The sequence below is a fragment of the Polyangium spumosum genome (assembly GCF_009649845.1).
Classification (GTDB): domain Bacteria; phylum Myxococcota_A; class Polyangia; order Polyangiales; family Polyangiaceae; genus Polyangium; species Polyangium spumosum.
Genome location: NZ_WJIE01000004.1, coordinates 790,858 through 810,638, shown reverse-complemented (window position 1 = coordinate 810,638; position 19,781 = coordinate 790,858). Strand labels below are relative to the sequence as shown.

17 protein-coding genes are annotated in these 19,781 nt (G+C 68.6%); 4 read left to right on the top strand and 13 right to left on the bottom strand.

Translation table 11 applies throughout. From position 1 onward, the window contains the following. Positions 1–28 precede the first annotated feature (28 nt). Positions 29–808: a chlorite dismutase family protein gene (locus tag GF068_RS17175; RefSeq protein WP_153820436.1), complete on the top strand. Its 780-nt coding sequence runs from the start codon at positions 29–31 to the stop codon at positions 806–808. Here the strand turns inward: GF068_RS17175 and GF068_RS44290 are convergent. Together GF068_RS44290 and GF068_RS17165 are read right to left on the bottom strand one after the other, a co-directional pair. Further along, positions 805–2,496 (bottom strand): serine/threonine-protein kinase, encoded by a 1,692-nt coding sequence (locus tag GF068_RS44290; protein WP_206079490.1) that lies wholly within the window; start codon positions 2,494–2,496, stop codon positions 805–807. The genes GF068_RS17175 and GF068_RS44290 overlap by 4 nt on opposite strands. 57 nt (positions 2,497–2,553) lie before the next feature. Next, positions 2,554–2,844 (bottom strand): hypothetical protein, encoded by a 291-nt coding sequence (locus tag GF068_RS17165; protein WP_153820435.1) that lies wholly within the window; start codon positions 2,842–2,844, stop codon positions 2,554–2,556. Between the two features lie 92 nt (positions 2,845–2,936). Here GF068_RS17165 and GF068_RS17160 point away from each other — a divergent pair, with 92 nt between their 5' ends. After that, complete coding sequence (locus GF068_RS17160) at positions 2,937–3,905, top strand: hypothetical protein (RefSeq protein ID WP_153820434.1); 969 nt, start codon at positions 2,937–2,939, stop codon at positions 3,903–3,905. Here the strand turns inward: GF068_RS17160 and GF068_RS17155 are convergent. The 4 genes from GF068_RS17155 to grxD form a co-directional block, all read right to left on the bottom strand. Continuing rightward, entirely contained in the window at positions 3,902–5,191 is a 1,290-nt protein-coding gene (locus tag GF068_RS17155) for a PAS domain-containing protein (protein ID WP_153820433.1), read from the bottom strand. The two genes, GF068_RS17160 and GF068_RS17155, sit on opposite strands and share 4 nt — an antisense overlap. Before the next feature lie 121 nt (positions 5,192–5,312). Continuing rightward, positions 5,313–5,588, bottom strand: coding sequence for an N-ATPase subunit AtpR (locus GF068_RS17150; RefSeq protein WP_153820432.1), 276 nt, complete (start codon positions 5,586–5,588; stop codon positions 5,313–5,315). A 51-nt stretch (positions 5,589–5,639) separates the two neighbouring features. Next, positions 5,640–5,900: a BolA/IbaG family iron-sulfur metabolism protein gene (locus GF068_RS17145; protein WP_338046431.1), complete on the bottom strand. Its 261-nt coding sequence runs from the start codon at positions 5,898–5,900 to the stop codon at positions 5,640–5,642. 22 nt (positions 5,901–5,922) lie between these two features. After that, positions 5,923–6,855, bottom strand: a complete 933-nt coding sequence (grxD, locus tag GF068_RS46290) for a Grx4 family monothiol glutaredoxin (RefSeq protein WP_153820431.1) — start codon at positions 6,853–6,855, stop codon at positions 5,923–5,925. A gap of 121 nt (positions 6,856–6,976) precedes the next feature. Between grxD and GF068_RS17135 the strand changes: the two genes are divergently transcribed. Further along, positions 6,977–9,670: an ion transporter gene (locus GF068_RS17135; protein WP_153820430.1), complete on the top strand. Its 2,694-nt coding sequence runs from the start codon at positions 6,977–6,979 to the stop codon at positions 9,668–9,670. Here the strand turns inward: GF068_RS17135 and GF068_RS17130 are convergent, their stop codons facing one another. From GF068_RS17130 to GF068_RS17100, 7 genes are all read right to left on the bottom strand, one after another. Then, positions 9,671–10,477, bottom strand: coding sequence for a hypothetical protein (locus GF068_RS17130; protein ID WP_153820429.1), 807 nt, complete (start codon positions 10,475–10,477; stop codon positions 9,671–9,673). A 23-nt stretch (positions 10,478–10,500) separates the two neighbouring features. Continuing rightward, the gene (locus GF068_RS47060; protein ID WP_338046430.1) at positions 10,501–13,704 is read right to left on the bottom strand and encodes a TonB-dependent receptor; all 3,204 of its coding nucleotides are present in this window, start codon (positions 13,702–13,704) and stop codon (positions 10,501–10,503) included. 129 nt (positions 13,705–13,833) lie between these two features. Further along, positions 13,834–14,271, bottom strand: a complete 438-nt coding sequence (locus GF068_RS44285; RefSeq protein WP_206079489.1) for a hypothetical protein — start codon at positions 14,269–14,271, stop codon at positions 13,834–13,836. Between the two features lie 152 nt (positions 14,272–14,423). Further along, positions 14,424–15,827 (bottom strand): sodium:solute symporter family transporter, encoded by a 1,404-nt coding sequence (locus GF068_RS17115; RefSeq protein WP_153820428.1) that lies wholly within the window; start codon positions 15,825–15,827, stop codon positions 14,424–14,426. 126 nt (positions 15,828–15,953) lie between these two features. Then, the gene (locus GF068_RS17110; protein WP_153820427.1) at positions 15,954–16,286 is read right to left on the bottom strand and encodes a DUF2251 domain-containing protein; all 333 of its coding nucleotides are present in this window, start codon (positions 16,284–16,286) and stop codon (positions 15,954–15,956) included. Positions 16,287–16,475: 189 nt separating this feature from the next. Further along, entirely contained in the window at positions 16,476–16,982 is a 507-nt protein-coding gene (locus tag GF068_RS17105) for a hypothetical protein (RefSeq protein WP_153820426.1), read from the bottom strand. A gap of 8 nt (positions 16,983–16,990) precedes the next feature. Then, positions 16,991–18,241, bottom strand: coding sequence for a hypothetical protein (locus GF068_RS17100; RefSeq protein ID WP_153820425.1), 1,251 nt, complete (start codon positions 18,239–18,241; stop codon positions 16,991–16,993). A 693-nt stretch (positions 18,242–18,934) separates the two neighbouring features. Between GF068_RS17100 and GF068_RS17095 the strand changes: the two genes are divergently transcribed. Then, positions 18,935–19,693: a hypothetical protein gene (locus tag GF068_RS17095; protein ID WP_153820424.1), complete on the top strand. Its 759-nt coding sequence runs from the start codon at positions 18,935–18,937 to the stop codon at positions 19,691–19,693. Positions 19,694–19,781: the final 88 nt, after the last annotated feature.

Here is a 19,781-nt window from a genome sequence, read left to right as displayed (position 1 = left end):
CGCCGCCGAGGCGGGTAGCCCTTGCAACATGAGCGAAGCGACCCCGGGCGGACGACCGGCCGGACATGGCCATGGGCAGGGCGGCGAGGAACTGCAGATCGACGTCAGCGAGCGCGGCGCGCCGCGGGACGGCCAGCCGCAGACGATGGATCGGCGGCTGTTCATGCAGCTCCTGGTCTTCCAGGCCGAAAACGGGACCGCGGACGCCATCACGCGAAAGGCGCGGGACACCCGCTCGCGCATCCAGAGCAAGGGCGTCGGGGTCGTGGTCTACGAGGACGTCAACGATCCCTGGAGCATCGGCGTGCTCACGTGGAGCGAGAACCCGGGCGCGTTCGTGGAGATCGTGCGCCCGGCGATCCTCGACGAGAGCTCGGCGCCGCGGCTGCGCCTGCGCCCCGACATGACCATGCTCGGACGCACCTACTCGACCGGCTACGAGCAGGACCTCGAATACTGGCTCTTGCGCAGGCCGGCGGAGACGGTGACGAACGCGGCGTGGCCGTGGGCCGTGTGGTATCCGCTGCGGCGGAGCGGGGCGTTCTCCAAGCTCGAGCCGCGCGAGCAGGGCGGGATCATGCGCGAGCACGGCACGATCGGGAAGGCCTACGGGGCGAAGGACCTCGCGCACGACGTCCGGCTCGCCTGCCACGGGCTCGACATGAACGACAACGAGTTCGTGATCGGCCTCGTCGGCAAGGAGCTGCACCCGCTCTCGCACATCGTGCAGGCCATGCGAAAGACGCGGCAAACGAGCGAGTTCATCACGCAGATGGGCCCGTTCTTCGTGGGCCGCGTGCTCGCTTAATACGACACGTCCATCTCGAGGATGACCGTCTGCATCCCCTCGCTCACGCCGTCGCGGCGGGTCGGGTAGACGGTCACCGAGGCAGGTTTGCCCGAGACGAGGTGGACGAGCGTCGAGATGTACCCCGATTGCAGCGGGGAGTACCAGGGGATGGACCAGGCCGGGATGCCCCGCTGCACGAAGGTGATCGTGCCCGGCGAGAACGAGTTCGCCTCCCATTCGCCAAAATCGTAATAACGCGTGGCGATGAGCCGGAAGCGCGAGGGGAAATCGTCGATCGACCGGCCCTGGACGAACGAACGATAGGCGTGCTCGGCGTCGTACTTCGCCTGGGCCCGGCCCTGGCCCTGGGCGAAGACCTCGAGCTGCACGCCCACGAGCGCGGCGCACCCGGCGCTCGCCGCGACGAGCGGGAAGAAGTCGTAGAAGCTCGACGCGAGGAAGGGCTGGCCGAGGTATTCGCGCAAGACGGGGTCGCGGAACGTATTCGCGAGCGATTGCATCCCGCCGTCGAGGCGCGTCGAGACGTAATGAAGGAGGCCCTTGTAGGCGATGCCCTTGACCCGGAACTGGCTCCGGCCCGCGGGCCGCGGCAAGCGCTCGAACCAGCGGCGATCACTCGCGGGAGAGACGCTCGGCGGAGGCAGGTCGACCATGCGGCTCGATCGAGGCTCGGGCGGCGGCGACGAGGGGCGCTGCCCGGCTTGCTCGGACAGCTCGCGCAGCGAGGAGAGGCCCGGCATCGTCGCCGCCATGCCGAGCGTCGGATCGGACGAGGGCGGGGACGAGGGCGGGATCGAGGGGAAGACGTCCGCGTACGAGGGGCGCGAGCGGATGGAGGGCGGCGGCGGCTCGACGCTCTTCAGGCTGGCGAGGGCGTCGAGCGCGGCGGCGACCGCAGCGCCGTCCGCGGGGCGCGCGCCGGGCTCCTTCGAGAGCATGCGGGCGACGAGGGCGTCGAGGGCCTCCGAGACGTCGTGGCGGCTCGCGCGCAGGCGCGGCGCCTCCTCCGCGAGTAGCTTCGTGATGATGGCCATCGGGTGCGGGCCGTTGAAGGGTGGTTCACCCGTCAAACACTCGTAGAGCAGGCAGCCGAGCGAAAAGACGTCGGCCCGCGCGTCGACGTACCGTTTGTCCCCGCGGGCCTGCTCGGGCGCCATGTACCCGGGGGTGCCGAGGACGTTGCCGGTGCGGGTGAGGCCACTCGAGACGTCGTCGAGGCGGGCGATGCCGAAATCGAGCAGGCGGACCTTGTCGATCACGCCGTCGACGAGGAAGACGTTGCTCGGCTTGACGTCGCGGTGGACGACGCCGCGCGTGTGGGCGGCGCCGAGGGCCACGGCGAGGCGCCGCGCGAGGTCGAGGCACTCCTCGAGGCGAAAAGGCTCGCGGGCGAGGCGCCGGTCGAGGCTCTCGCCCTCGAGCCACTCCATCACGAGGTACGGCTCGCCGTCGGGGGAGATGCCGTGCGTCACGTAGCGGACGATGTGCGGATGCTCGAGCCCCGCGAGCGCCTTGGCCTCCTTGAGGAAGCGGGCCTGCGAGGTCGTGTCCGGCGCGTGCAGGACCTTGATCGCGACGAGCTTCGTCGTCTGCCGATCGAGGGCTCGATACACGGATCCCATGCCGCCGACGCCGGCGCGCTCCAGTATGGCGAAGCGTCCGTCAACGACGTCTCCCGTGCGCATGGGACCGGATGATGCCCGAAGGTCGTCGGCCGCATCAAGGTGCTCGTGCGTTTCGTTTCAGGCGACCCGGATCACCTCGCCCGGCTTCTGGTTGGGCGCGGGAGGATCACGGATGACGGGCGGCTCCTCGGCGGGTTCGCCGGGGACGGGGCTCGGGGGCCGCGGATCCTCGATCGGGCCCTTGCGGATGCGCGGATCCTCGATCGGGCCCTTGCGGATGCGCGGATCCTCGATCGGGCCCTTGCGGATGTTCGGATCCTCCGCGGGCGGCGCTCCGGGCCGCTCGGGTGGTCTGGCCGGGTTCTTCTCTTCCGTTCGGGTCGTCTCGATAACGCGGGTCGGGGTCATGCCCCGACGAACGCAAGCGGGGTGCCCGGGGCGCGTGTGCGCCCTCCGTCGGGCGCTTTACCGGGTCGATAACGAGGGGTATCCTGACGGGCATGGACCTCGAGCGGATGCTGGAGAACTGCCGGCGTGATCAGTGGCGCGTCGGCGACCTCGACTGGAGCCGCAAGCCGCGGCCCATGTCGCGGGAGGACGAGATCGCGATCGTGCAGCTCTTCACGGACATGGCCGGGATCGAGCGGCTCGCGGGCGCGCTCTTCCGCGAGCAGGAGCGGCGCGTCACGGCTCCGACGCTGAAGGCCATCTTCCGGACGTTCGTCGTCGACGAGGTGCGGCACTCGCACGCGGCGCAGATGCTCGCCGATTTCTACGACGTGCACCATTACAGGATGTACCGGCAGAGCGAGAGCCTGACGGCGTTCGCGCCGCATTTCGTGGACGCGATTCATTACCTGAGCGACGACGTGGCGAACGCCTACATCGTGGCGGGGGAGCTCATCCTGGACATCGCGCTCCTCCGGTCGATCAACGATTTCGTGCACGACGAGATGAGCCAGGAGGCGATGACGCTCATCAACCGCGACGAGTCGCGCCACATCGCGATCGACTATCACATGGCGGAGTATTACGGCTCCGAGGCCTACGAGCGGCGGATGGCCGAGCGCGAGACGTCGCTCTCGCTCGCGGAGCGGGCGCGGGGGGCGAAGGCGTTCGTGAACATGCTTTATCACGGGCACCCGTTCATCCGCGACGTGTTCCTCGATCCGATGAGCTTCGTCGATCCGCAGGGGAGACGGCTCCGGGACGCGTTCAAGCGGATGCAGCTCCTCGGCCGCAAGGAGGAGACGTCGCGGCGGCCCTTCACCCGGTTCTTGCGGGTCTTGCAGGACGGGGTCGATCACCCGCTCGCGGGCGCCTTGCTCGGGGATCTGCTCGGCCGCCTGGGGGGCGTGGGCAAGGAGTTCATGGCCCGGCAATACGACGACGCGGAGCTCGCGCGCGTCCGGCGCATGAGTTACGAGGAAATGGCCAAGGAGGCGCTCTCCGTGAAGGAGGGCGATTAGCGCCTGGTTCGCGCGCCGCGGGCGAGCGCGATGGCGATCCCGCCGCGGAGGGTGCTCTGGGTCCGGATGCGGCCGAGCTCGATGCCGATGTCGACCAGCGTGCGGGCCATCGCCGGCTGGATGCCCGTCAGGACGACCTCGGCCCCGAGCAGCTCGACCGCGCGCGCCGCTTGCACGAGCGCGTTCGCGACCTGCGCGTCGACGACCGGCACGCCGGTGACGTCGAGGATGACGATCGACGCGTGGTTCTCCACGATGCCGGGGAGCAACGTCTCGAGCACCTGCTCGGCGCGGCGAGCGTCGATGTTGCCGATGAGCGGCATCACCACGACGCCCTCGGCGATCGGCAGGAGCGGCGTCGAGAGGGCCCGCAGCGTGGCCTCCTGCAGGGACATCACCTCGTCCTGGAGCTTTCGCGCCCGCGCCTCGGCTTCTTTTTGCTCGGTGACGTCGACCGAGATGCTGCACACGGCGATGGTCTTGTCCGCGATGTCCTGCAGCGGGAACTTCGTCGTCACGTAGGTGGCGACGCGGTCGCCCATGGGGAGCACGTCCTCGCGCACGAGGGGCGTCCCCGTCCGGGCCACGCGCCCGTCGGCTTCCATGTACTCCTCGGCGTGCTCCCCGAAGAGCTCGGCGTCCGTCATTCCGAGGATAGACGCGCGGTCCATGTGGGCGAACTGCTCGAACTGGTTATTGACCAGCAGATAACGGCCCGCGAGATCCTTCACGTACACGAGCGAGGGCGCATTCTCGACGATCCCGCGCAAGAACTGCTGGCTCTCCTCCTGCGCGCGCAGCGCCCGGACCCGCTCGGTCACGTCGACGTTCACCGAGAGCACGTACCGCTCGCCGTCGACGTCGATGGGCTGGAACGCGTTCTCCGCCCAGCGCACCTCGCGCTTCCGCCCGAACCCCGTATCGGCTACATCGTACGAAGTGGGCGGCGTGACGAAGGCCTCGCCACGCAGGGCCCTCTCGATGTACCCGGTATAACCCGAGGCCGCCGAGCTGGGATTGTGGAGCACGTTGTGCTTGCCGACCACGAGCTCCCGCGAGGGGACGCCGAGCGACTCGCGGCTCTTTTTGTTGATTTCGACCACCACCCCCGCGGCGTCGGTGACGACGACCGGGACGGGGAGGTCCTCGAGGAACGCCTCGTGGAGGGTCACGCGACGGGTCGCGGCCGCGAGGGCCGCTTCGAGCTCGGTCACGCGCGCGCGGAGCCGCTCGGCCTCTTCCTGCAATGCCTGGATTTCTTGCACGTCCACCGGGAGCTCCTCCATGACGCCCGTTTTTCCGAGGAGCGAGATATGCCACGTTCCGGGCAACCTCGCGGGAGAAACGGGTGGCAGAGAGCCCTGTCTATAACGACATCAGCCAGCCGTACAGTGGTATCCAGAAGTGTCACTTATTTGGCGCATTCGATGTGCGACGGCGAACGAGCCGCGCGACGACGAAGCCGAGGAGCGCCGCGAGGAATGGCATCGACCCCGCCTTGCCGATCACGCCGAATGCGACGCAGAGCAGGACGAGGCGGAGCACGAAGATGACCGTGGGACGCGCCCGCTCGCCCGTCTCCCGGAAGATCCGCTCACCTTCGGCGATGGCCTTCGCGTGCGCCCAGCCGAGCGCGAATCCGAGGGAGGAGTAAAGGAGCGCGCGGAGGACGAGGTTCGTCATGGGGCCTCCGTCGTTCGGGCGCACGCTCGCAGCGGCGCGCGCCCGGGGTCGTCACGAGGGGACTTTGGTATTCAGTTTGTCGACGGCGTGCACGGGGGCGTCGTTGCCCGCCATGAGGTGCGCGATCGCGCCGAGGACGAGGCGGTGCTTCTCGAGCGTGCTCTTGCCCGCGAAGACCTTGCTCGTGACGGAGATCTCGAAATGCCCTCCCCCGCCCTGCACCTCCACCACGGCGTCGTTGATCTTTTCCTTGATGGCCTGCTCGATCGCCGCGGGGATCGAGCCCTGGAACGTGGTCATGTGGTACGACACGGCGCCTCCCTACCCATTCTCTTCAATATCGCGCAACCGAGGGGTCGATGACGACCGCCCAGGCGTCGATGCCCCCCTCCAGATTGTACACTCTGGAGAAACCTCGCCCGACGAACGCCTCGGCCGCCGAGCGGCTCCGGCCGCCGTGATGGCAATGGAAGACGATCGCCGTGTCCCTGGGCAGGGCGGAGAGCCGCTCGAGCTCGGCCTGATCGAGCAGCTTCGCCTGCTCGATCCACGCGATCGCGCGCTCCCTCTCGGTGCGCACGTCGACGAGCTCGAAGCTCTCGCCGGCGTCGAGCATCTCCTTCAGCTTGCGCACGGAGAGCTGACGGACGCGCGGCGGCTCGTTGGGGTTGTCGATCTTGAAGCCCGCGCCCTCCGGCCCCTCCACGAAATCGACGCGGACCCCGTCCGCCCGGCGCGCGCTCGCCGCGTCGACGAGCACCGTGATGCCGCCCGCGTCGACCTCGACGTCGCCCGGGGCGCGCGGGCCAAAAAACAGGCCATACTCGAAGCGGGGGCTCACCTCGAAGCGGAGCAGCTCGCCCGGATCCGCGTCCTTCGCGGCCTCGACGACCGCGCGCTTGGCCGCCTCCGAGAGCGTGAGCGTGAGCGCCTTCGGCTCGCCGCCCTTCGCGCCCCCGAGCTTCTGCGCGAGCTCGCCGCTCTCGCGCATCTCCCGGACGATGTCGGCCCCGCCGACGAACTCGCCGTCGATGTAAACCTGCGGGATCGTGGGCCAGCTCGCGTACGCCTTGACGCCCTCGCGAATCTCGGGATCTTCGAGGACGTTCACCGTCGTGTATGTCTCGATCACCTCGTCGAGGATCTGCACGACGGCGCCGGAGAACCCACATTGCGGGAACCTGCGCGAGCCCTTCATGAAGAGCACGACGCGGTCGGAGCGGACGAGCGCCTCGATACGCTGCTTGAGCGGTTCACTGAGATTCATCTGTTTCCCTCGATCGGCCGGGACTCTCGCACGTCTCGAAACGTGACGCTACGTCAATTGTGCCGCGCCGACGCTCCCTGGCCGATCGCCGGCGGGGCGGCCTGGTCTATGCTGCGGCGCGATGGCCCCTCGGGCACCGAGCCTCCCGCATCGCGTCGCCGCGCTGCTCGACAAGCGTCCGATCAAGATCGGGCTCGCGCTCTGCATCATCGTCTCGCTCCTGCCCCTGCCCCGGGTGGAGAGCGCGCTCCGGCCCGCCTTCCTCCTGATCTTCTCGCTCGAGCTCGCGCTGCGCTTCCTCGCGCTCAAGAGGCCCCGCGAGGAGATCCGGCGCTTCGAATGGTTCTTCCTCGTCGTCGATCTGCTCGCGCTCCTGAGCTTCTTGCCCTTCGAGCAGATGGGCGACGGGCGGTACGTCGCGCCGCTGCTCTCGCTCCGGCTCGCGCGGCTCCTGCTGCTCTTGCGGTTCGCGCGCGAGCTCGCGGCCGACGTGTACTCGATCGTGACCCGGCGCGAGCAGCTCCAGCAGTTCGCGCTCGTGACCGTGGCCGTCTGGTCGCTCGCGTTCGGCGCGGCGGTGGTGCTCGATCACCTCGCGGTCCGCTACGACTACACGGGCAGCGGGCTCGACGCGGACGCCGATTTTTTCGATCGGGTGTGGTGGGCGTTCCGGCAGCTCGAGAGCCCGGACAACCTGGTCGGGACGATCAAGGTGCCGGCGCCGATCGCGGTGCTCTCGCTGGGGCTCACGATCGTGGGCGTGTTCGTGGTGTCGTTCATCATCGGCATCGGATCGAACATCGTCGATCAGGTCGTGCGGGCCGAGCGGCGGCGCCCGGTCGACTACCACCAGCACTCGCTCGTCATCGGGCCCGTGCACGACGCGGAGATGCTCGTGCGGGAGTTCGCGCGGCTCTACGAGCGCAACCGCATGTTGCGCAGCGCCTTCCGGCCGGCGGAGATCCTGCAATGGTTACGCGGGCGCGGGGCGAGGCCGCGCAGGCACGCGCTGCCGCGCATGGCGCTGCTCGGGACGACGGAGGCTCCGCCCGGCTACCTCTACGAGCCGATGATGCGCTGGGTGATGTACCGCGAGGGCGACGGCTCGGATCCGGACGCGCTCGGGCGGGTGTCGGCGGCGTCGGCGAAGCGCGCGATCCTGCTCTCGCGCGCGGACGCAGGGCCCGACGCGGACGCGGTGACGACGATGACGCTGGCCTCGTTCCGCGCGCAGAACGCCGACGCGCAGGTCTTCGTCGAGGTGGTGGAGAGCGAGAACAGCGCGCTCGTGATGGCGATCGGCGGGCCTCATACGTTCCCGCTCGACATGCCGCGTTTCCTCGGGCTTTTTTTGTGCCAGCACCTCGTCACGCCGGGGGTCGAGGCGCTGTACACGGACCTCATGACGGCGGACGGGTCCGAGTTCTACACGCACTTGTTCGTCGAGCCCGGCGAGGCCGAGGCGATCGAGGCGCTCGGCGACGCGGGCGGGTTCGTCTCGTTCGAACGGCTCGCGCGCGCGGCGTACGAGGAGCGCGGCGTGCTCTTGACCGGGGTCTTCCTCGGCGAGGAGGCGCCGCGGCGGACGCGGGGGCTCGTGCCCGTGGCGAACCTCGAGCAATGGCTGAACCCGCTCCGCGATCCGGAGGAGGACTCGGGCGCGTGGAAGCTCGGCGCGCGCGCGGGCAAGATCCCGACGAAGCTGCTCCGCGGGATCATCGGCGTCACCGCGACGTACGCGCCGCTGCGCAAGTACGGGCGGGATCTCGTGATGGGGCGCGGCGTCGCGCCGCTCGGCCGCGAGCACACGTCTCCGCGGCCCGAGGTGCACACGTGGGCCGAGGACACGCAGATGGCGCGTGGGCTGCTCTCGCGCGTGCTCGTCGTGGGGTACAGCGCGGCCTTGCCGTCGATGGTGCGTGAGCTCGCGCGGTTCATGCCCGGGGTCTCGGCGACGCTCGTGCTCGGCGAGCGCGGCGACGAGCGTTTGCCGCTCGCGGCGCGCCTCGCGTCGCTCGGCCTCGGCCTCGGGCGGGACGCGCCGCCGCCGGGGCGCGAGGGCGTGACGATGCCGCTCGAGCACGGCGGACAGGTGACGGTGTACACGCACCGCGGGCAGGATCTCGCCTCGTTTGCGGTCGCGTGCGCGAAGAAGGGCGGGCCTGTCGGCGCGGTCATCTTCCTCAGCGAGCCCGACGCGGTCGATCGGGACGCGCGCACGACGATGCGGCTCCTCCGGTTCGTGGGGGCGCTCGAGCGGGGCGAGCTCGCGCGGGGCGAGCGGCTGCACGTGCTCGCGGAGTTCGCCTCGGTGCAGAAGGGCGAGCACGCGCGCAGGCTCGTGGACGCGAAGAGATGCGGGTTCGCCTCCGCGGATCGGCTGCGGCTCTCGCTCGTGAGCACCGACCGGATCAAGAACTACTTCATGGTGCACAGCGCCTTCGTGCCGGGCGTGACGGCGCTCTACGACGAGATCCTCGGCGAGTACGGGCAGGAGATCGTGCGGCTCGAGCCGGGCGCGCTCGCGGCCGTCGCGAAGGGCTCGGCGCGGTTCGACGAGCTGCGGGAGGCGCTCGCGCCGAGGCAGGTGATCCCGATCGCGATCGAGCTCCGGAGCGCGGACGCGAAGGAGAACGAGCCGCTCGAGGTGCTGCTCAACCCGCCGCGGGATCGGGTCTTCGATCTGTCGGAGATCGTGGCGCTCTACGCGCTCGCCGAGAGCCGTGATCTCGAGGAGCCGGAGCTCCGGGCGGTGCGCGACCGACCACCCGCGTTCCGCCGGGCCGGGCTCCCGTCGGACGCGGGCGTCGCTTGATCATCGGGGCGCGGCGCGCGGGGGCTCGTCGAGCACGCAATAAAGCAGCGTGGGATCACATTTCACGCGGTAATCGGGGTTGATCCCGGACGGGGTGCGGCCCTCGGCGGCGTTGCCCTCCGGATCGCAGAGCGCGTCGTCCGGCTCGTTCGTGGGTTCGCCGTCCGGGCCGGCCTTCGCGCATGGCACCGCGGGGAAAAGCGCGACGAACGTGTACGTCGCCGAGCAGCCCTCGATGAGGTCCTCGTACGTCATCGTGCCGACCATCTGCGTGCCCGGCGCGGCCGCGGTGACGTAAAGGGAGAGGTCCTCCCAGGTTTGTCGCAATCTGCGGGCGGGTAACGTGATCGGGTTCCCCATGCTGTCCATGACCTCGGCCTCCGGCAAATCGAGCTCGGCGGGGGCGAGCGCGGCCGTCCCGGCGGCGCCTCCGGCGAAGCAGAGATCACGCTCGTCGGGGTTCGTCGTGTACGCGCCGAGCGCGTAAGGCAGGTCGTCCTCCCCTGCCCCGAGGCCCTCGCGCTCCTGGACGAGCCCGCCGAACGTGTCGGATTGGACCGCGATGCTACGTGCGTCGTAATCGGCGCCCGTGCCATCGGCGTTTGGCGCGAGGAACGTGGCGACGCCGATCTCCTCGCCGACGAGATCGGCGCACGTGCCCGTCCCCTCTACGAGCGTGTATTTCGCGATGAATGGCCCGTGCCCGGCGACGCACTGGATCGGCGGCTGCGAGCACGAAGCCGAGCCGAACATCGCCGCGCCGAGCGCGAGGATCACGGCAGCAAGGAAGGAAGGACCTCTCTTCATGGTTCGTCTCCTCGTAGGCACGGTTAGAAGGTCACCCGGGCGTTGAAGCGGACCTGGCGCGGGAGCTGGAAGCCCGCGGGATTGCCGAAGTTGGGGTTCTTGTCGACGTCCCGGAACGGCTCGCCGTCCCAGTACACGAGCTTGCCCTGCGCCTCCGGGAGATCGGACGTCTTTCCCCCGGCGATGGGCCGGACGTCGGCGAACGTGTAATTCGAATCGACGCCGGTGACGGCCTGGAAGTTGAAGAGGTTGAAGATATCGACGCCGAAGGTGACGGCCTGGTCCTTGCCGAGCTTCAGGCCCGCCGTGACGTTCGTGTCGATCGAATGGACCCACGGCGTCCGCCCGCCCTCGCCGCGCGGCAGGATGAAGACCTCGCCCGTGAGGTATTGCGGGTGCGCGCCGAGGACGTTGATGGGCGTACCCGAGCGGGCGGTGTAGCTGCCGCCGACGCTCACCGTGATGTCGCCCGGGAGCACGAACTCCTTCGCGCCGAAGACCTTGATGGAATGGGTCCTGTCGCCGGGGAGCGGGCCCTCGCGGTTCGGCAGGAGCGAGATGAGGTCGAAATCGGAGTTGATGTTCGGATCGAGCTGCTGGGTCTCGGGCCGAAAGAGGCCGGCGAGGTTGCCGCGGAGGTAAGACGCGGTGTAACTCGCCTGCGCGAGCCAGCGGTTCGCGAACGCCTTCTCGAAGAAGATCATGAACGAGTCGTAATCGCGGACGGCCTCGGGGAAGTCCTTGGCGATGCCGTGGCCCGGGTTGCCGATGAAGTAGGTGTTCGCCTCGTCGCGGCTCATGTCCTCGACCGCGTAGTTGAGCGACTGGTGCGTGTAAGCGCCGCCGAGACGCGCGCCGGTGAAGAGCTCGTATTCGCCTCCGATGACGAACTGATCGGAGGACTGAGGCTTGATGTCCGGATCCACGGGCACACGATCGGAGCCGGCAGCGCCGAATTTGCGGTTGGGATCCGTGCTCCCGTTGATCGTGACGAGGTTCTGCGGGTCGTCGCAGGCGCCGCTGACATGCTGGGGGTTTCGCGGGTCGCAGGCGCTCGCGCCCCGGAGGGAGTAGACCTGGAGCTCGCCGGGGAAGGAGCGGTCGACGAGGTTCAGGGTGATGGCCTGGTAGAACCGCGCGAAATTGCCGAAGACCTTGGCGCGGCCCTTCCGGGTCGGATCCCAGATCACGCCGACGCGGGGCGACCACTGGTTCGGCAGGGTCATGCCGATACGACCGTCATTGCCCGTGACGACCTGCGCGTCGTAGCGGACGCCGAGGTTCAGGGTCACGCGATCCATGATGTTCCAGCTATCCTGGATGAACCCGCCGACGGTGATGGACTGCGAGGTGGTGGAGAACGAGTTCAGGAAGACGGGCCGGTCGGGGCCCGCGAGGAAGCCGAACCGGCGCGCGTCCAGGAAATAGGAGCCGTCCGCGGACTCCCGGAACGCGTTGCCGCCGCTCATGCCGCGGGCGCTCGTGTAGTCGAGGAACTCGAAATCGACGCCGGCCTTGAGGATGTGCTGGCCGAGGAGGTTGCCGATCGCCGTGAAGATGGCGCGGCCCTGGACGCGGTTCTGGGTGGCCCTGCGCAGGATGCCGGGTCCGCCCGTGAAGTAGTTGACGACGGGGCAATAAAGCGACGCGATCTCCTGGTCGCCGCCGGGCGCGCACATGGCCAGCGCGGCCGCGGGGAGGGTCTCGAATTCGGTGATCGGGTAACGCCCGCCGGTGGACTTGCGCCAGGCGACGCTCGGGATGTTCGCCATCGTGCCCGGCGTGCCGATGTCCGCGACGCCGCTGCCGTCGGCGGCCGCCTCCACGAGCGAGCCGTGGACCCAGCCGATCGTGGTGTCGAGCAGGTACTTCTTGTCGGCGAAGGACGACGACGTCTTCAGGACCACGTTGTTCGTGAATGCCTCGCTGATCCCGCCGAACGCCGAATAAGGCCCGGTGATGTTCACCCCCGCGCCGCCGGTCTGCAGGTTGAACGGATAATCGCCGTTGCCGCCGGACGTCTGGGGTACGCCGAAGACCGAGAGCGAGACGGTATGATCCTGGCTCGCCTTCCACGTGAGCTTGCCGATGTATTGATACGTGCGGCTCGTGGCGAATCGCGTGGCGCTCGTCCCCGGCAGGAGCTCGGTGCGCTGGAAGCCGGTCTTGGGATCGAGGATCGGCGTGGGGTTTCCCATGTCGTCGAGCACCGGCGTGCCGTCCTGGTTCTCGACGTAGAGGAGCTTGTTCAGGGTGCGGTCGAGGCGCGTCTTCTGAATGGCGAGGCTCATGCCGGTGAAGAACCAGAGTTTGTCGCGCAGGATGGGGCCGCCGAGCTCGAAGCCGATGTCCTGGATGGTCGCGAGGCTCGGGTTGGTCTGGATGGTGCTGCCCTGGCGAGGGATGATGTTGCGCTCGCCCTCGAGCGCGCCGGGGGTGATGGCGCTGAAGAAGGAGCCGTGGAACTCGTTCGAGCCGCTCTTCGTGACGACATCCATGACGCCGCCGATCGAGCGGCCGTATTCGGGCAGATAACCGGCCGTGATGACGTTGACCTCGCGGACGAACTCGCTGGAGAGCGGGGTGCCGAGGATACCGAAGGCGGCGTCGTTGGCGGAGAGGCCGTCGATGACGAAGCCGTTCTCGGGCGAGGTCGTGCCATTGACGGAGACGCCGTAGGTGTCGGTGAAGGTGCCGGGGGCGATGGTGGCGAGGCCCTCGAAGGAGCGGGTCGCGCCGCCTTTGCCCGTCGGCGGGTTCGTCGGGACGCGCCGGGTGAACTCGGGCCCGACGCTGGTCTTGACGCCGGTCGTGTAATCGATGGTCGGCGCGGCGACTTCCACGAGGATCTCGACGCTGTCGTCGACGACGTCGGGGAGGATCTGGATCTGGACGAGGGCCGCGCCGCCGGCGCGGAGCGTGAAGGGCCTGGAGGCATAAGGTCGATAGGCGGTGCCGGCGTCGGCGCGAATGACGTACGCGTCGCCGGGTGGCAGGCTCGAGAGGCGGTAATTGCCTGCCTTGTCCGTCACGGCGATCTCTTCGCCCTGGAGCGCGGGCGAGGTGGCCGTGACGACGACGTCGGGGACCGGCTGGTTCGTCGCGGCGTTGATGACCTTGCCCGAAATGGTGGCGTTGCCCTGCGCGAGCGCATCGCTGCCAAAGCAGACGATCGCCGTGGCGAGGGCCGGCGCGCAGAGGAGAAATACTCGATTCGGCCGTCTCACGTGGACCTCCCTCGAGCCCGCCCCGCGGGCCCGGAGGGCGCATGAGCAGCGAGCGTGCCAGGCAGGCGCGAGGACGAACCGGGCGCATGCATATAAGGAGGTTCGAGGCGCCGCGTGTTTTTCGTCGCGCTATTTGTGCAAGAGGCGCTTGCGCAGATCGCGCGGGGCGATTCGCTCAGGTTGCGCAACGTCGATTCCACCGGCGCCGCCGCCACCGCCGCTTCCGCCGCGGCCACCGCCGCCGCCGCCGCCGCTTTCGCCGCCGCTTCCGCCGCCGCCGCCGCCGCTTCCGCCGCCGCTTCCGCCGCCGCCGCCGCCGCTTCCGCCGCCGCCACCGCCGGCGCCTGCAGCGCCGCCATCACCTGGCTCCGCCCCTCCGGCGCCGCCCATTCCGAAGGCGCCCCCGGGTCCCACCGCCGCGGCGCCGACGCTGCCGTCGGAGCTCGTGGTGAGCTCGGGAATGCCGCGGCCCGTCCGCTGCTCGATCCTCTCCAGATCACCACATGCGGCGAGCCCTGCCCAGGCCACGAGCGCCGCCATCCGCACGAATACTCGATTCGTGTCCATGCAAGCCCCCCGGAAGAAAAGAAGTCACGTGTTCCAGGGAGGAGTCTGACCCGCAGAATGTGGAAACTCCACGGCGGATCGGGGCCATTTCTTGAATTTCGCCGTCCTCGTACGTCCGGGCCACGCCCCGGTGCGTCGTGGCCGGAGCGCCTTCAGGTGGAAACGGAAGCGGGGCGGCGGCGGTCGAAGAGCCCATGGACGGCGAGGGGCAAGGTCGCGAGGAGCAGGCCCACGAAGATGTCCTGCAGCCAGGGCGAACGCAGGCCGAGCGCGCGTGGCGCGAGCTTGCCGGCGAGGGCCCCCACGAGGCCGAGCGTGAGGGACCAAAGGGCGACACGCGGCGGGATCGGCGGCCCGAAGAGGCCCACGCAAAGGAGGGGCAAGAGCGAGGCGCCGAGCAGCGCGCCCGCGAGGGTGGAGAGGGAGACGATGTCGCCGAGCGGGCGAAAGGAGAGCGCGAGGACGAGGGTCGCGACGAGGAAGAGGATCAGGCGCGTGTGGCGCTCGCTCGGCTCGCGACGAGCGAGCGGGGCGACGACGTGTTTTTCGAGGCAAGAGGCGACGACGAGCAGGGCCGAGTCGAGCGAGGACATCGAGGCGGCGAGCAGCGCGACGAGGAAGACGGATCCGAAGGCCGAGCCGAGCAGGCCTCGCTCGAAGACGAGGCGAGGGACGACCTCGTCGGCGTCCCGCACGAGGGGCAAGAGCGTCCGCGCGAGGTAACCAATCGGGAAGAGGCAACCGAGGACGACGAGGAGCAAGAGCGGTGCAAAATGCCGGAAGCGGCGGGCCCGCGTGGCGTCGCCGAAGGCATAAAAGACCATGACCTGCTTGGGATCGGCGACGAGCTTGACGGCGCCGGAGAGGCCCACCGCGACGAGCTCCGCGACGGAGAGCGGGCGGAGCGGCGGAGGCGCGGGCGCCGCAGGCGCGGGCGCGGCGAAGAGGACGGCGACGAAGAGCAGGCCCGCGCCGGCGAGCAAGACGAACGATTGCACGACGTCCGTGAGCACGTCGGCCCAGAACCCGCCGAGCAGGCAATACACGAGGGTGACGCCGTACACGGCGCACAGCGAAGCGGAATAGGAGAGGCCGAGGCCGGAGGCGACGACGAGGGCGGTGCCGCGCAGGACGGCGAGGACGTAGAGCAGGGTCGTGGCGACGACGATCCACTGGACGAAGACGGCGAGCGGGCGGGATCCGAAGCGGCGCTCGAAGAAGTCGGGGAGCGTGAGGGCGCCGTTCGTGCGTCCGAATTCGGCGAAACGAGGGGCGAAGAGGTGGAAGGAGAGGGCGCAGGCGACGACGAGGAAGCCACCGACGACACACCAGCCGAGGCCGACCTGGTAGCTCTTGCCGGCATGTCCGACGAAGGAGTTCGAGCTGACGAAGTTCGCCATGAAGGAGAGGGCGAGCATCCACGCGGGGATCTTGCCGCCGCCCGTGACGTAGCCGGAGAAGCCCCCGGAGCGCCGGGAGACGAAGGTGCCGGCGAGCAGGAGGGCGAGGAGGTAACCCGCGACGGCGAGGGCGATGGGGAGGCGATGGGGAGGCACGGGAGCGCGGAGGTTAGCAGGTGGGGACTGCCGCTGGCGGTGATCGCCCAGGAAGCCTGCGACTTCGGCACGTTCGGCGGACGGCGGTGTGGCGGATGTTCCCCTCGTCCTCCGCTTGAAGCGGTTTCACTTGCTCCTCTTCTTCGGCGTCGCGCGCTGCGGCTCTTTGCGAGGAGTTTCGCCCAGCTTGGTCATGTTCGTGGCGTCGAACGACGCTCGCAGTTGGCCACGAATGAATAGACCAACGCGTGTCTCGCCCTGCTCCCACTCGATCGCGATATCCGATGCCGTGAAGCTGACCTCGCCGGATACAACATGAATGGCATCGAGCACACGTGCTTCGCCAGCAGCCCCCGTCGCGTAAAGGTAGAAGTAGCCAGTCTCCCCGTTGTACTCGAACACGCCTGCAAGATCGCCTGCGGACCGAACACAGCTCTCGAAGATCTCTTCCGTTGCCACGATGCTCTCCTACGGATGGTTTTTCTTGTAGTTATCCCCTAATCGGTGCTCTGTTCTGCTCATGGGGCGCAGCCCTCCTTCGGGGGTCCTGGCTTGGAGGGCGGTACTGCGGCGGCGGAGGCGGGCGTGGGAAGGGGCGTGCGGCTCGACCCGACGATGCGCCGGGGCTCCGTTTACAGGCTGCCCACGTCAGTTGACGAGCTGTCCTCCGGCGTCGACCCACGCCTGGGCGTCCGCGCCGATGTATTCGACATACTGCGAATCACGGCGCTTCAACGACTTCTTGATGGTCGTATGCACCATCCTGGCCCACTTCCGGAACGCCTCGCTCTTCTCCACCCAGCCGCCGTCCGGACCATAAAACCCGTCGACGTAGTACACGCGTCCCCTCCGCAGGATCTTTCCATCGAAGAAGCAGCCGCTGAACTCGAGCACGGGCGAAAACAGGTACTCCACAGTCCAATACCCCTGCGTTTTCACGTGGCGCGTCGTGATCTTGTCGAGGTCCTCGGGCCGCGCGAGGTACTTGCTCCACCACGGGTTGTCGGGCTCGGAGAAGTTCAGCGAGTCCACGACACGAGGCGACGCCGTGGGGGACTCATCGAGAAGGATGATGAAGTCCGTCTTTTCCCGAAGCCTCTGCTCGAGGTCCGCCTTGTCCTTGGGCGTGAGGTAGAAGCCTGACTGGTGTCCCATGGTGTTCGTCACTTCTCCTTGTTGTAGGGGTGAAACTTCGGCCGCAGGCCACTCGCGCGCTCCACTTCGTCGAGCGGCTTCCGTTCACGCGACACCGGCCGACCGTCCTTGGTTTGTTTTCCGACCTGGTGGAACTCCACAGGCTGCTCCGTTTTCTTGTCAAGCCCGGCGACGTCCACGTAGCGCCTCTTTTTCTCGCCGCCCGGGGTGTCGACGGGATACTCCGTCTTCGGCTTGAGGTTGCGCTTCTCGATGTCCTTCTCGACCTCCCGCACCTTGTCTTGATGCGCCTTCCCGCCCTTCTTGCCGTCCGGATTCGGCACCTTCTTCCCATTCGCCGCCGCGCCCGCATTCGCCGGTGACCCCTCGCCCCGCGCCCCACCATTCGGCTTCGCGACCGTCTTCGTCCTCGTCTTGACGGTCGTGGTTCGCACGGGCCGGGGTATTTTCGCTCCCCCGACGCTCCCGCTCGCCGTCGCCAACGATTGCCCATGGTGCTTCCCGGCGGGCTTCCCCGCGTTCGGCGTGAAGTTCTTGTGCCGGGCATGGCAAACTCCCTGGGCGCACTCGTAGGCTCGGTCGAGCAGCGCCGCGTCCTCCGGCGGCAACCTCCAGGTCTCATATACCCTTACTTCACCCGGGTCTATCTCGCTCGGATGCTTTGGCAGGGGCGGCTCGACCGGGCGCGGCCGGCTCTCCGCGACGACGACGGGCTCCGGGCTGGGCCGCTTGATGAGGACCCTCGTGCAGGTACGGGGGCCCGTGCCGCCGCGCCGCCGCGCCTGCCCCGCCTCGGGACACCGCTCGATCCGCTTCGCAATCGGCCGCGGCTTCGGCTTCGAGGGCTCGGCCTTTTTGGTCTCCTCTTTCTTCTTCTCGCCCTCACCCTCCACCTTCGCCACGACGACACGAGGCTTCGGCGGCGCCGGGCATTCGAGCCGATGATGCGGAATCGGCAAGAGCTTCGCGCTCCGGGGAGGGGCATTCGGGTCGAAGACGTACACCGCGAGGCCATTTCGCCTCGCGATGTCCACGTCCGAGGGCGCGGTGAGGGGACTGCCGCTGGCGGTGAGCGCCCAGGAAGCCTGATTCTTCGGCACGTTCGGCGGACGCACGCAGACGTGAATGACGTTCGGCGCCTCGAAGACCCGGGCCATGATCGGGTCGCGCGACGGGGCGCACCCGGTCATGACGAGCAAGAGCACGACGAGCGCGGCGAGCAGCACGCCCCGCAGGCGGATCGATACAATCGAGGCCATGACGGCCCCCTTCGTTCGGGCAGGCCACACCAAGCCACCCCCGTGGCGCCGTGCGCGGGCCTGCGTTGTTCCTGGCGATCCTTGTGCCGGATCGCCCGGCGAACGCGCAACCCCTATGGGGGAGGGTAGGACCTACCCTGTCCGTGGACGACCCCAGGGCCCGCCCCTACGAATCTCCTTGACAGCCTCCGCGCCCCCCGCGCCGGTGAGCGAGCCTGCGGTCTTCCTCGGGATCATGGTCCATCAGGGGAAAGGAACGGAGCAAGGAGGAACCTCGCTTCGCGGGGACCACGCTCGAAACGTTCCCTTCGACCTCCTCCTTCGAAGAGGAAGCACCTCCGACCCTCCCCCAGCGCCGTCGCCCTGGAGGAGGAGCCCGCAGGAGACGTCTCCTTCGGCCTCCTCCCCAGGGGAGGAAGCTCCTCGGAACGTTCCCTCCGCTCTCCTCCCCAGGGGAGGAAGCTCCTCGAAACGTTCCCTCCCCTCGCCTCCCCAGGGGAGGAAGCTCCTCGGAACGTTCCCTCCGCTCTCCTCCCCGAGGGACGAAGCTCCTCGGAACGTTCCGCCCGCTCTCCTCCCCGAGGGAGGAACCAACCAGCAACATTCCGACCGTCCTCCCTCCATCGGATGTGTTGCACCTTGCGGAGCGCGCTGATAAGGTCGCGTTACGTTCGGGGGGATCCACGAGGACCTATGGCCAAGCTCGATCAGATTCCGCGCGCCGAGAAGCGCGATATCGCCAAAAAGCTCAAGGACAACCTCACCGCGCGCGCCGTGAAAGGCCCCCCGGAGCCTGCGCTCGACGCGTATATCGACGAATGCGCGGAGGTCGTCGACGAGCTCGACGCGCACGTCACGGGGAACGTGCTCGCGGAGGCGGAGCGTACGGCGCGGCTCGCACAACTCGCCAGCGCGGATGACGAGGTCGATACCTGGTATCGCCATATCGAGAGTTACATCGACATCGAGGCGCGTCGTCGTACGAGCCCCTTCGCGCTCCAGGCCGCCGCCGTCCACCAGGCCGCCTTCCCCGATGGCCTCGCGCACGTGGACGATCCCATCGCCGACGAAAATCGAATCTGCCGGGAAACGCTGGTCATCCTCCGGTCCCCGGAGCACGCGGCGACACTCACGGCCATCGAATTGCCTTCGATATGGCTGGAGAAATGGGAGACGGCGCTCGACAAGAGTGACGCGCTGCTCGCCGAGGTGGAGAAGGCGCGTACGGACAAGCGCAAGCACGTCGGCGCCGGGCGCGACGCGGAGACGGATTGGGTGGAGCTGATGGTGCGGCTCCGGCGCTACGTGTCGAGCCGGGCGAAGCGGTCCGAGACGGCGAGACTCCAGGAAGGAAAAACCTTGCTCGCGCCGCTGCTCGATGCAATGGCGAAGCTTCGGGCCGAGGCGGCGGCGCGGGCGACGCGGAAATCGAAGTCGGACACGAACGGCTGACTCTCCGCTCCCGCTGGATGAACTGCGCAATGCGCAGTTCATCCACCCTCGCTCCAGGCCGTGCCTGGTCGGGGGTGGAGGGGGCGGA

Bases quoted from the DNA above. Each gene is read 5' to 3' on its own strand.
- GF068_RS17175 (WP_153820436.1), top strand. From the start codon at position 29: ATGAGCGAAGCGACCCCGGGCGGACGACCGGCCGGACATGGCCATGGG.
- GF068_RS44290 (WP_206079490.1), bottom strand. From the start codon at position 2,496: ATGCGCACGGGAGACGTCGTTGACGGACGCTTCGCCATACTGGAGCGC.
- GF068_RS17165 (WP_153820435.1), bottom strand. From the start codon at position 2,844: ATGACCCCGACCCGCGTTATCGAGACGACCCGAACGGAAGAGAAGAAC.
- GF068_RS17160 (WP_153820434.1), top strand. From the start codon at position 2,937: ATGGACCTCGAGCGGATGCTGGAGAACTGCCGGCGTGATCAGTGGCGC.
- GF068_RS17155 (WP_153820433.1), bottom strand. From the start codon at position 5,191: ATGGAGGAGCTCCCGGTGGACGTGCAAGAAATCCAGGCATTGCAGGAA.
- GF068_RS17150 (WP_153820432.1), bottom strand. From the start codon at position 5,588: ATGACGAACCTCGTCCTCCGCGCGCTCCTTTACTCCTCCCTCGGATTC.
- grxD (WP_153820431.1), bottom strand. From the start codon at position 6,855: ATGAATCTCAGTGAACCGCTCAAGCAGCGTATCGAGGCGCTCGTCCGC.
- GF068_RS17135 (WP_153820430.1), top strand. From the start codon at position 6,977: ATGGCCCCTCGGGCACCGAGCCTCCCGCATCGCGTCGCCGCGCTGCTC.
- GF068_RS17130 (WP_153820429.1), bottom strand. From the start codon at position 10,477: ATGAAGAGAGGTCCTTCCTTCCTTGCTGCCGTGATCCTCGCGCTCGGC.
- GF068_RS44285 (WP_206079489.1), bottom strand. From the start codon at position 14,271: ATGGACACGAATCGAGTATTCGTGCGGATGGCGGCGCTCGTGGCCTGG.
- GF068_RS17105 (WP_153820426.1), bottom strand. From the start codon at position 16,982: ATGGGACACCAGTCAGGCTTCTACCTCACGCCCAAGGACAAGGCGGAC.
- GF068_RS17100 (WP_153820425.1), bottom strand. From the start codon at position 18,241: ATGGCCTCGATTGTATCGATCCGCCTGCGGGGCGTGCTGCTCGCCGCG.
- GF068_RS17095 (WP_153820424.1), top strand. From the start codon at position 18,935: ATGGCCAAGCTCGATCAGATTCCGCGCGCCGAGAAGCGCGATATCGCC.